The 12,660-nt window shown below is 40.2% G+C and carries 10 protein-coding genes; 3 read left to right on the top strand and 7 right to left on the bottom strand.

Features of this window, described 5'->3' with window-relative positions; all coding sequences use genetic code 11:
• Nucleotides 1-519: 519 nt before the first annotated feature.
• Nucleotides 520-1,929, top strand: coding sequence for a glutamate--ammonia ligase (gene glnA / locus L2672_RS09260; RefSeq protein WP_248995559.1), 1,410 nt, complete (start codon nucleotides 520-522; stop codon nucleotides 1,927-1,929).
• A 486-nt stretch (nucleotides 1,930-2,415) separates the two neighbouring features.
• Nucleotides 2,416-3,768, top strand: coding sequence for an outer membrane protein transport protein (locus tag L2672_RS09265; protein ID WP_248995560.1), 1,353 nt, complete (start codon nucleotides 2,416-2,418; stop codon nucleotides 3,766-3,768).
• Between the two features lie 222 nt (nucleotides 3,769-3,990).
• Here the strand turns inward: L2672_RS09265 and L2672_RS09270 are convergent, their stop codons facing one another.
• The 6 genes from L2672_RS09270 to L2672_RS09295 form a co-directional block, all read right to left on the bottom strand.
• Nucleotides 3,991-4,854, bottom strand: coding sequence for a sugar phosphate isomerase/epimerase family protein (locus L2672_RS09270; RefSeq protein ID WP_248995561.1), 864 nt, complete (start codon nucleotides 4,852-4,854; stop codon nucleotides 3,991-3,993).
• Between the two features lie 161 nt (nucleotides 4,855-5,015).
• Complete coding sequence (locus tag L2672_RS09275; protein ID WP_248995562.1) at nucleotides 5,016-5,744, bottom strand: AraC family transcriptional regulator; 729 nt, start codon at nucleotides 5,742-5,744, stop codon at nucleotides 5,016-5,018.
• A 406-nt stretch (nucleotides 5,745-6,150) separates the two neighbouring features.
• On the bottom strand, nucleotides 6,151-7,383 hold the full coding sequence (locus L2672_RS09280; RefSeq protein ID WP_248995599.1) for an MFS transporter: 1,233 nt from the start codon (nucleotides 7,381-7,383) through the stop codon (nucleotides 6,151-6,153).
• A 42-nt stretch (nucleotides 7,384-7,425) separates the two neighbouring features.
• Nucleotides 7,426-8,487 (bottom strand): sugar phosphate isomerase/epimerase family protein, encoded by a 1,062-nt coding sequence (locus L2672_RS09285; RefSeq protein WP_248995563.1) that lies wholly within the window; start codon nucleotides 8,485-8,487, stop codon nucleotides 7,426-7,428.
• A gap of 5 nt (nucleotides 8,488-8,492) precedes the next feature.
• Nucleotides 8,493-9,665: a Gfo/Idh/MocA family protein gene (locus tag L2672_RS09290; RefSeq protein WP_248995564.1), complete on the bottom strand. Its 1,173-nt coding sequence runs from the start codon at nucleotides 9,663-9,665 to the stop codon at nucleotides 8,493-8,495.
• A 183-nt stretch (nucleotides 9,666-9,848) separates the two neighbouring features.
• Nucleotides 9,849-10,706: a sugar phosphate isomerase/epimerase family protein gene (locus tag L2672_RS09295; protein ID WP_248995565.1), complete on the bottom strand. Its 858-nt coding sequence runs from the start codon at nucleotides 10,704-10,706 to the stop codon at nucleotides 9,849-9,851.
• Between the two features lie 268 nt (nucleotides 10,707-10,974).
• Between L2672_RS09295 and mak the strand changes: the two genes are divergently transcribed.
• On the top strand, nucleotides 10,975-11,871 hold the full coding sequence (gene mak, locus L2672_RS09300) for a fructokinase (protein WP_248995566.1): 897 nt from the start codon (nucleotides 10,975-10,977) through the stop codon (nucleotides 11,869-11,871).
• A 72-nt stretch (nucleotides 11,872-11,943) separates the two neighbouring features.
• Here mak and L2672_RS09305 read toward each other — a convergent pair whose 3' ends face one another.
• The gene (locus L2672_RS09305) at nucleotides 11,944-12,660 is read right to left on the bottom strand and encodes a gluconate 2-dehydrogenase subunit 3 family protein (protein ID WP_248995567.1); all 717 of its coding nucleotides are present in this window, start codon (nucleotides 12,658-12,660) and stop codon (nucleotides 11,944-11,946) included.

A 12,660-nucleotide genomic window follows, 5' to 3' on the forward strand; every position in this document is an offset into this window, starting at 1 on the left:
TAAAAAATAGGACTTTATGATAACAATTAATACCTAGTCACCATAAAAAAGCGTGCCATTCTACTCCACCACGACAATAGTAGATAGGATTTTTTTTGAACACATTAAAATTCACCTTTATTAAATGATGAGAAAAATGGCTGTTTGTCTATTATATCGCCACTTTATGACACTGTAATTAAACACTAAAAACACTGTTTTCTGTATTAGGTTCAGTAAATTGCTATTTGGATAGTCTTTTTCTATCTCAGTCTCTATATACTCAGTTTGAGCACGATGCACTAAACTGGTGTGTTGCACCAAAATGGTTCATTGTGTGGATCTTTATGGTGCGTTTTAGTGTGTAAATGATTACTCTCTAAAACTAAACCCTTATAAATCATTGGGTTATATTTGTGGCATGAAACTGGCTTTGTAAGCGCATCATGTTTCAAAGAATTCGTTATATCGGTTTATTCATAGCAGTGCGCTGAGTAAACAACAAAATTAAATTAAGAAGACCCTACCGGAGGCTTAAGAATGTCAGTTGAATCAGTTTTAAAGCAACTTGAAGAATTAGAAGTAAAGTTTGTTGATTTACGCTTTACCGACACTAAAGGTAAAGAGCAGCACGTATCTATTCCTAGCCATCAAGTTGATGCGGATTTTTTTGAAGACGGCAAAATGTTTGACGGTTCTTCAATTAACGGTTGGAAAGGCATCAATGAATCAGACATGGTGTTAATGCCTGATCCATCTACTTTTGTTTTAGACCCTTTCACTGAAGAAACAACTGCACTTATCCGTTGTGATATTTTAGAGCCAGGTACAATGACGGGTTATGATCGTGACCCACGTTCTATCGCTAAAAAAGCAGAAGAATATTTAAAGTCTACAGGTATTGCTGACACAGTATTAATTGGTCCTGAGCCAGAGTTCTTCTTATTTGACGATGTTCGTTTTGGTACTGACATGTCTGGTACTTTCGTTAAAATTGATGCGAAAGAAGCAGCATGGAACTCAGCTAAAGAATACGAAGATGGCAACACTGGCCACCGTCCAATGGTTAAAGGCGGTTACTTCCCAGTTGCACCTGTTGACTCTTCACAAGACCTACGTAGTGCTATGTGTTTAGTACTAGAAGAAATGGGTCAAGTTGTTGAAGCTCATCACCATGAAGTTGCGACTGCTGGTCAAAACGAAATTGCAACTCGCTTCAACACCCTAGCTAACAAAGCTGACGAAATTCAAATTCTTAAGTATGTAGTACATAACATGGCACATGCTTACGGTAAAACTGCAACCTTTATGCCTAAGCCAATTGTTGGTGATAACGGTAGTGGTATGCATGTTCACCAATCTTTAGCAAAAGACGGTGTTAACTTATTCTCTGGCGACAAGTACGCTGGTTTAAGTGAAACCGCACTTTACTACATTGGTGGTATCATCAAGCATGCTCGTGCATTGAATGCATTCACTAACCCAAGCACTAACTCATACAAGCGTCTTGTTCCACATTTCGAAGCGCCTGTAATGTTAGCTTACTCTGCACGTAACCGTAGTGCTTCAATCCGTATCCCAGTGGTACCAAGCCCTAAAGCGCGTCGTATTGAAACTCGTTTCCCAGATCCAACTGCTAACCCATACTTAGCGTTCTCTGCGCTATTAATGGCTGGTCTTGACGGTATTCAAAACAAGATCCACCCTGGTGATGCAATGGACAAAGATTTATATGACTTACCTGCTGAAGAAGCGGCTGAGATCCCACAAGTTGCAACTTCATTAGAAAATGCACTAGAAAACTTAGCAGCTGACCATGAGTTCTTAACTAAAGGTGACGTATTCAGCAAAGACTTTATCGAGTCTTACATTGCGCTTAAGTCTGCTGAGTGTGAGCGTGTATCACGTACAACTCACCCATTAGAATTTGAAATGTACTACAGCTTATAATTCAGGCTTTAGTCAGTTAATTTAATTACTGACTTAAAAATAAAACCCCACTTTTTTGAAGTGGGGTTTTTTATTGGCTGATATTGTTGTTTGCTGCTAAACGAGTTACCTAATTAAAATAATTACAATTTTTTACAAACTTAGCTCATCAAAGCTTACTCACTTCAATAGCGTTGCCTACCATTATTTCAGCTTACTAATGTACTCAATAAACTCAAGGTTAAACCAGCCTTAGTTGTTGATAATTATGATTAATATATATAGTTACTTTATCTTGATAAAACTTCAGTAAACAGTGCTGCAATTTACGATTGTGCAGTATGTAAAGTGTGATCTAGTTCTCAATGTTGTTTTTTGGTGAAAATGTAACAACTTGGTTGCAATGACGTGTTTTATGGGTAAACTTGCGCGCACAAGTGTCGAGTATTTGCTCTAATCTGGGGAGGTTAGTAGGCAATGGCACCCATAATAATCACGAGAATGACAATGAAAAAAACATCACTAACTTTGGCCATGACGTTGGCTTTTTTAGGTACGACCTCGCAAATACATGCCGCTGGATTTCAACTAGCTGAGTATTCTTCTACTGGATTAGGTCGTGCTTTTGCTGGTGAAGCTGCTATGGCCGATAACGCAGCATCTCAATCACGTAACCCTGCTATGTTATCTTACCTTGAAGGTCGTCAACTTTCTGCTGGAGGCATTTATGTTGTGCCTAACATTGATGTGACCGGCGACATTGCTATTTCATCGCCTGTGTTTGGCGATCAGGTTATGCACGTTCCAGCTAGCGCACATGATGTAGCAGGTCCTGCATTAGTCCCTAACTTTTATTACTCAAACCAGCTAAATGACCAATGGACTTGGGGGTTAACCGTTAACTCAAACTATGGTTTGGCCACTGAAATTGATAAAACCCATGCAGCGGCATTATTTGGTAATGAAACGGCTATCACTACTGTTGAGTTCAACCCTAATATTGCCTATAAAGTGAATCAACAGTTCACCATCGGGGCAGGGGTACGTGTTGTTTATGGCGAAGGCAGTATTAGTGCAACAACCCCTTACTGGGTTGATGGTATTAAATATAACCCAGCGGTACCTGCTGAAGTTGCGGCGCGTTTACCTGAGTCAGGCACTAGCTTGAAAGCAATGGAAGGCGATGACATTAGTTATGGTTGGAAAGCCGGTGCAAGTTGGCAAATTAATCCGCAGCATCGTATTGGTTTGGCTTATCACAGTGGCGTTGAGCTGGAGTTAGATGGTTATGCATCAGGATTGCTTTACGATGGTGGCCAAGATTTATCAATTGAAGGCTATTTACCTATTGAATTACCAGCCTTTGCTGAGTTAGCGACACACCACCAGATATCTGAAAAGTTTGCTCTGCATGCCAGCATTAACTGGACGCAATGGAGTGTTTTTGATGAGTTAGTTGCCTACTTCCCTGGCGAGCAAAAACCGATATCGGGTGTAGATTCTGACTTAGTTAAAGATGAAAACTTTAAAGACAACTGGCGTTATGCTGTGGGTGGAACTTACCAATTAAATCATGATTGGGCTTTGCGTGCCGGATTAGCTTTAGATACTACCGCAGTTGAAGATGATTACCGCACCACAACAATTCCTGATGCTGATCGTTTATGGTTTAGTGTGGGTGCAAGCTATCAAGCGACCGAAAATTTAACTATTGATTTTGCGGCTACCTATATCAAAATGTATGGTGATGCGCCGATCAATGAAGCCCAAGATCTTGCTGGTTTAGCTTTAGTTAATTTTAGTGGTGAAGCCACCGGTGATGTTTGGTTAGCGGGTATTCAGTTCAGTTACAAAATGTAATGGTGAATACTTTGCTTGTTAACCTGTTTGTATAACGCGGTTGATGCTTCAATTAATGTGAAAAGGCCTACTGTTATCGGTGATAGTTGGCCTTTTTGTTATATTAGATGCCATTAACTTAAGTATATGACCCCTTTCAATGTCAAAAATTGATCTGCTATATCAATTTTATATGAGTTCCTTAGTGATTGCGGTATTGAATAGTGTGGTTAAGCCAATAGCTTAAAATTGCTGATAATATTCGATGCTTTTAGGTAACTGAGTCATAGACTTAGATGACTCATCTGCTAAAAAGAAGTAACTCACACCTTGTTTTATTGCTTCTTTCACTATTTTATCAATATCTCCTTTATCAAGGACAGCATTTGATTCTGATTCGGCTAAATCATTAGCAAATACTGGTTTATTTACTACTCGGTCTTTTAAATGAAATGAGCTAAATCTTCCTGGATACCGTCTTAATAAAGTCAGCGGGTCAACCTTAGCGTGTGCAACTCCAAAGACGTCCATCTGAAACTCTGTATATAGAGTATGAGTGACCATATAGTCGAACACAGTGCTATTGAGGTAAGGTGCAAATTCATAGCCATGCAGATGATATTGAAGAGTAATCCCATGTTGTAGAAGAAGTTTTCCTGCGGTGTTTAATACAGCAACCGCTGCTTTGGCATCATCGATAGTAAATTGACCTGCGTCGTCGTGTGGAATCCAATAGAATATGGCAAATTTAGCGTCAAAAAAACGGGCTTTGTAAACCGCAGCAATCGGATTATCACGTAACTCTTCAAAGTGAGTTTCAATACTGATGAGCTGTAATTTATGTTTTTGGAGTAATGAGCGATATTCATCAATAGTTAAGCCACTTAAGTCTCGACCACCTTCAACCTGGGTGATTCCCCAGTTGTGGATTATTTCAAAGGCTGAGTCTGTATCTTGTTTGATTTGTTGACGCAAACTATAAAGTTGTATGCCAGGCTTAGGTTTGGTTGTGTTTATCATGTTCGGGTCGATTGCTAACGAGTCAAAAGACACTATTAGCAAAATGCCCAACAAAGAAACTAGCAATATTCCAATTAATGATTCCATTTTAAATTGTCCATATCCTTGTTTTAACAGCTCACTTTTTGAGTAGTCTTAACTGATGGTTGAGAAACTTTTCATGAAAGCCGATTTTACCGTCTTCCTTAACTGTCATCGTTTGACTAACAGAATCTTCGTCTTGCATAAAGCGTTTATGAGGTATTTATTTAATTGAGGAGTGTCACTGTATTCACTCGATAATGTGTTGGCAATTCTCCAAACATCGCTTTAAAGTGCTGACTAAAATAGCTATGACTAGCAAAACCTGCATTTTGCGCAATATCAGAGATAGGTAATTGTGTTTCGATTAACATTCTTCTGGCTTTTTCTAACCTGAACTCTCTGAGGAATTGTTTTGGGGTTTTTTGTAAATGCTTTTTAAAACGCCTTTCTAAGGCACTTACGGATAAATGAGAAGCATTGGCTAATTCTTTTATGCAAATATCTTGCGCATAGTGTTGATTAATATATTCGATGGGTTTTTTCAAAATATCCACGCCCATTAAATTTTTTACCGTTTCCTGAACATTTCTGGCCACCCCATAAGATCCAATAATTTTACCTTGTTCATTTTTAAGGGGTCTTTTAGAGGTCAACAACCACTTAGGTGGGCAGTTATATCCAAAATTCATTTCTAAATGATTAACGATGACATGACCTTGTAAGACTTTTTGATCATCTAACATAAACTTTTTTGCAATATATGCCGGAAAGAGGTCTATATCATGCTTTCCTACCACCTCAGAAAATGAATGCTTGCCGACACTTTTGATATAGGCATCATTACAAAAAACAATCTGACCTAAATCATCTTTTATCCAAAAAACAACATCCGAAACTAAATCGAACATTTTTATAATCTTTCGAATCGAGATGCTTTCCAATACCTGCTCCATGGAGAATTCCTAGTGATATCGTATTTACTGTATTTCTAGTATTGTCGAACAAGCTTTAATAGATTAATTATTAATTATTATTTTGAATGATGAATAGAGCGACCTTTTTGCCTTATGAATCTATAGCGGGCATTATTGGTAGTCTTTTACCAAAATTTAGAATGGTTGTGTCTAGTCAGTAAGATAAGGTGAGTCGTGATGATGTGTCGATTACCGAAATAACCTTTAAGCAGTGGATAACGATGGCTGAATAAGTGCTTATTTAGGCGAGGCTATCACTCCCTCTGTGGTGATTAAGTGTGCCTAGGTAATGCTTATTTGTTGGTTTTGGCAGCAAAATAAAGGCCTATTCTGTTTATAGAATAGGCCTTTATATGGGGGATTAATTCAGTATTAGTCAGTTTTGTTAAACTGCATCTATGGCGCTAACTTTTGCAGGTGAATGAACCTTGCGGATAATAAATGCTAGCAGAGCAAAAATAATGATTAAGCTACAAGGGAAAATGACCAAGTTACCTAAAACTATTTGCCCGGCAATTAAATCGATTTTTTCAGCTGAGGTTTCTGTAAGTGCAGCATGTTCTTTTGCTGAGTCAATCCAGCCCCCAATAACAGGATTCCACATACTCACTGCAAACATGCCCATGCCTCCCGCAACAGACAACCCCATAGCGCCAGTTTTAGGAGTATACTCTGCTACACAACCTAGCACCGTAGGCCAGAAGTAAGTTACTCCAATAGCAAAAAGAATAGCGGCTAAGTAAACCATATTGCCCGTTGCAATACTCATTGAGTAGATACCTATTGCCGCAATAATGGCCGAGAAGAATAGTGTCCCAACAGGGCTTAATCGATGTACTAATGCCCCAGCATAAAAACGTCCAACCGCCATTAAACCAGTAATTAATGCCAAAATAAGCATGGGTGATGCACCGCTTGCGCCTAGTATGCTTTCAATCCATTGTTGTGTGCCAAGTTCGGTTGTTGCGGTAAGGCTAATGCACAATAGAAATAGCAGATAAAGCGGAGAAAACAAGCTTTTGATATTGCTAATTGTTGAGTGTTTTTGGGTATCAAATTGGGGGAATGTGCTTTTAAGTAACATGACACCATATATCAAGGTTGGGATGATAATGATGGCCACCTGTAATTGCCAAGCCAGACCAAAACTGGTCATCAAGTTTGAAATTAATGCGCCAATAACGATTCCTCCAGGGAACCAAACATGGAACTTATTTAGCATTGTGGTTTTATTTTCTGGATGTAAATCTGCTATCAGTGGATTACAGCCCGCTTCAACAGAACCGTTAGCGAATCCGATACAGAATGTTGAGATTAACAGCCCCCAAAACCCTCCTGCTGTGATGGTTAAAATTAAGCCTAACAAATGACAGCTAAATGCCAGAGTAATGAGTTTTTTAGCACCTAAAAGGTTATATAACGCCCCTCCCACAATGGTGGCAACAGGGAAACCCAAGAATGCCATGGCATTTATCCAGCCAAGTTCCTCTCCTGTTAGCCCAAACTCTTGGCCTAAATCGCCTAAAATGCCTGCTCTAATAGCAAATGTCATTGCTGTTACGATTAATGATACACAGCAAAGGTTAAATATTCGTACTTTATCAACTTGATTTATCATCATTATTATTCTCTAGTTGTTGAGCTAATTAAGCTTTATGGGTTAGCGTATATTTAACCCTAACACTCTGTTATTCAGTTCTGTGTTCGTTTCAACGGCTGCAAAGTCATCAAATGCTTTGTCTGTTGGACGAATTAAATGCTGTTGAATAAATCTAGCGCCTTCAGCTGCACCATCCTGTGGATGCTTTATACAGCACTCCCACTCCATAACGGCCCATCCATCAAATCCATAGGCAGTGAGTTTGGTAAATATGGCTTTAAAGTCAATTTGTCCATCACCTAGCGAACGGAAACGGCCAGGTCTATTTATCCATGACTCGTATCCGCCGTAAACACCGGCACGACCGGACATGACAAACTCAGCATCCTTAACGTGAAATGCCTTAATTCTATGATGGTAAATATCAATAAAAGCTAAATAATCAAGCTGTTGAAGTACAAAGTGACTCGGGTCATACAATATGTTTGCTCTTGGGTGATAGTCAACAGCCTTTAAAAAACGATCAAAAGTTACCCCATCATGCAAATCTTCGCCGGGATGAAGTTCATAACAAACATCAACGCCAGCAGCATCGAATTCATCTAAAATTGGCTTCCAGAGAGCGGCGAGTTCTTCAAACCCTTGTTCTACTAACCCAGAAGGTCTTTGTGGCCAAGGGTAGACGGTATGCCATAGGAGCGAACCTGAAAAAGTGGCATGCGCCTTCAGCCCTAAACGAGCGCTAGCTTTTGCGGCAAGCTTCAATTGCTCTATCGCCCAGGCTTGTCTCGCTTCAGGATTGCCCCGTACAGAAACTGGAGCAAATCCGTCAAACATCTCATTATAAGCAGGGTTTACGGCAACAAGCTGGCCTTGCAAGTGTGTTGATAGCTCACTAATTTCTAAGCCGTGCTTTCTGACCGTTGCCAAAACATTATCACAATAGTCTTGGCTATGAGCGCCTTGAGTCAGGTCGAAAAAACGCTCATCTCCGGTGGGAAGCTGGATGGCTTTAAAGCCTAATTCAGCTGCCCATTTACAGATGTCATTTAAGTTATTAAATGGCGCATGATCTTCAATAAACTGCGCTAAGAAAATGGCGGGTCCTTTGATTTGTTTCATACTGCTTACTCCTTATCTGCCGCTTGATTAAGCATCGGATACCACTTGTTAGATTGCTTGCTTGCAGCCACAACCGAATCGATAAATGCCATGCCTCTAACGGCTTCTGTAATGCCTGGGACAGACTGGCTATGATGATGAGTTTCTGAATTAAAATGACGAACTTGCTCTATGAATTGCAGATAAATATTGGCAAACGCTTCAATATAACCTTCTGGGTGGCCCGCGGGAGTACGAAGTAAACTATTCACTTCTGGTGATAGGTTTGCGACTCCGGTGCGAATAACTTGCATGGGTTGATTTTGGTATTTTTTATAGAGGCTATTGGGCTCTTGTTGACGCCATTCGAATGAGGCTTTGGTGCCGTAAATACGAATTGAAAGATTGTTTTCTTCGCCAATAGCGACTTGGCTAGCGAGTAAAACCCCTTTAGCACCATTATCAAACTTCAGCAAAACGGTGCCGTCATCGTCTAAAGTGCGTCCATTGACTAAGGTATTTAAGTCAGCACAAACCTCGGTAATGTGCAGGTTACTAATGTATTCGGCTAAATTGGCTGCGTGGACACCAATATCTCCCATACAGCAACTCGAGCCTGACTTTGCTGGGTCTAAACGCCAACTGGCTTGTTTTGAAGACTCGTCATCAGCACTGCCTAACCAGCCTTGCGAATACTCAACTATGACTTTAACAATGTCACCAAGCTCACCTTGCTGTACTCGGTAGCAAGCTTCTTTGACAAGCGGGTAGCCGGTATAGGTGTGTGTGAGGCCATATAAGCGATTGTGCTGTTTTACGATGTCTTCAAGCAATAATGCTTCGGGTAGATTCATTGTTGCAGGTTTATCAGATAGCACGTGGAATCCGTGTTCTAATGCACATTTTGCCACGGGGAAATGCAAAAAATTAGGCGTAACAATCACCACAAAATCCATTCTTTGATCGGCAGGTAGTTCAGCCTCGGCGGCAAACATTGCTTGATACGTGGGATAACATCTTTGAGGTGAAACCCCCAAAGACTCACCTGTGTCGATACAGTTTTGATGATTAGAACTAAAAGCCCCTGCCACAAGCTCAATTTGGCTATCTAAAGCGGCGGCCGCTCGATGAATAACACCAATAAAAGCGCCTTTTCCTCCGCCGACCATGCCCATTTTTACTTTTTTATTTTTTAACATTGACTGCTTCATACCTAAAAATTTGCCTATAAATTCAGTATAAAGCGCAGGGAATGGTGTCAATACATAGATTTCGGTGGAAAATATAACATTTTCAGCGTTAGCGTAAGAAGGTTATCGTGGTTGTGATGCCTCGAAGCCCCGTAAGATAGGGTTGAATAGGGGCTGAGGCGACGATGTTAATTATAAGCTGAGGTAGTATTGTAAGCTTTGCGGTAATTGGGTCATTGAACGAGAGGACTCATCCTCTAAAAAGAAATCGTTTACGCCCTGCTTTTTGGCTTCTTTTACAATATCTTCTATTGCAATATCCCCTTGCCCTAATACAACATTTAACTCAGGATCTGCCAAACCATTAGCCAATTTGGGGGTATTAGCCACTCTATCTTTTAAATGGAACGAACTAAATCTACCAGGATATTTCTTTAGCAATGCTAACGGGTCAACATTGGCGTGGGCAATCCAGAAAACATCCATTTGGAATTGTGCAAAATGAGTGTTTTGCACCATATAATCGAATACCGTGCCATTGTTATAGGGAGAAAACTCATAACCGTGGAGATGATATTGTAAGGTAATTCCGTGTTTTTTTAATAGCTTTCCTGCAGAGTTTAATACCTCGACCGCCGCTTTTGCTTCGTCGATGGTGAATTCGCCTTCTTCACCGTGAGGTATCCAATAGAACGTCGCAAACTTTGAGCCGAAGAAACGCGCTTTATACACTGCGGCAATCGGGTTATCCCTGATTTCTGTATAGCTAGTATCGACACTGACTAACTTCAGTGAATGTTTGTCTAAATAATCACGATACTCATCAATAGTTAAACCATTTAAATCTCGCCCACCCTCAACGTGAGTTATTCCCCACTGATGGATATGCTCAAAGGCTTGGTCGGTATTGTGTTTAATCTCGTTACGCAAACTATAAAGTTGTATTCCAGGTATAGGAGTCTCAAGCTGAGCGGTTAGGGATTCACTAGCAAACAATGTTGGGGATGCGAATAAAATTGCCCCTAATAATCCAAATTTTAACGTATTCATAAGATCCTATTTAAGTCGTTAATTGCTCATTGATAAACCTTGAGTTGTTAACATAACATTGCCGACAAAGATCGGTATCATTAAAGCGGCAATTAATGCCACATTTTCAGCGTTATCACTCTTAGGTTAAAAATGTTTTATTGTTATATTTCTTTAATTTCAGTCGTTTAGGTTTTTTGGTGTTGTTTTTGTCTACTCGGTAGGCTCTATAAATCACAAAGTAGATTCATATAATATCAGCATCATAAGTGGATATATGGAGTGAAATATGCGGATTGGCATTGACTTAGGTGGCACAAAAATTGAGGCGGTAGCCTTGTCTCAACAAGGATTAGAATTACATCGAAAACGTGTGGTTACCCCTAAAACATACCCAGAAATTGTCAATGCAATTGTTGGACTGATTGAAGATGCTGAACAAATAACACAACAGACTGGGACTGTTGGAATTGGTATTCCAGGGATAGTGTCGTCAGTCACTCAAAAGGTCAAAAACTCTAATACGACTTGTCTTAACGGTAAAATGCTCACACATGATTTAGAGAACAGGCTAAAGCGATCGGTTCGAATAACCAATGATGCTAATTGTTTTGCCGTTTCAGAAGCCACTGATGGTGCTGCCCGTGGTTATTCTGTGGTTTTTGGCGCTATTTTGGGCACGGGATGTGGTGGTGGTGTTGTTTTTAATGGTCAGGTTCATAATGGCCGAAATGGTATTGCGGCTGAATGGGGACATAACCCACTACCTTGGTTAACTGATGCAGATAAACATGATACTCGCTGTTTTTGTGGAGCAGAACATTGTATTGAGACTTTTGTATCTGGTACGGGCTTTTTAAGAGATTTTCATGCTTTAGGCGGCAACGCTAAAGGATGTGAAGACATTATCGCTCTAGTCGAGCAGGGAGACTCAACGGCAATACAGGCATTTGACCGATTTATTGATAGATTGTCTCGAGGGCTTGCACAGGTGATTAATACTATTGACCCAGACATTATTGTGTTGGGAGGAGGCTTATCTCAGGTGGATAGGATTTATGATGCCCTTCCTCAGTGCCTCCCTCAATACGTATTAGGTAAAGAGTGTTCTACCCAGATTGTTAAAAATGTTTTTGGTGCATCATCAGGGGTGAGAGGGGCGGCTTGGTTATGGCCTGAGCAATAGTCATGTTTTCGCCGTTATAACGCACAAAAGCCACGTGATTAACGTGGCTTTTTGTTTGTGATTACATTTGGCTTATGCTTCTAAACCTAATTCTTTAAGCACTTTATCTAAATGATCTTTTGCTTCAGGTGTTGGCCCTGGGTAGTCACCTACAATGGGGACGTTACCCATATATCCAATATCTTTCATTCCTGCTGGGCTACAGAAGTAAGCGGCTAAAACGAGTCCTCTGAATAACGCAAATGCTTCTGCAATTTGAACAAATTCTTCAGCTAAATCTGGAGCTCGGTAGGCAATGTCATCCATAATGGCGAGTTGTTGCTTATTTGATAGCTGTACGAATTCTTTATTGAATCTTAGCTTCGCTTCATCATCAATCCAAATTAATGTCGAAAGAATGACGACTCTATCATTCTGTTGGCGACTATAAGGGGCACTGACCCATTCATCCACAACATCAGGGACATTGACTTGAGACGCCGCTGGAAAACCATTTTCTTCTGGGACAATAATATCCGCTAAAACCGCGACCAAATTTAACTGTGACGCAGTTAATGTTTTCGGCCAAGGTGAGCTTGGAGGAATAATTAAATTAGGATCTTTACCATAGCCTTTAGCCGTTATTGGGGCTAAGTTTAATGTTGGCCAATGACCTTTAGTGGATTTACTGGTTAAACTACAACCTGTCACCATAGGGATAATTGTCATCGCTGACAATGTGCCCAGTAATTTTAATGACTCACGTCGGCTCATGTTTGAATGATAGCTGTTCATGTTTTCTGTCGACAT

The organism is Shewanella gaetbuli (assembly GCF_023284065.1).
GTDB classification, from domain to species: Bacteria; Pseudomonadota; Gammaproteobacteria; order Enterobacterales; family Shewanellaceae; genus Shewanella; species Shewanella gaetbuli.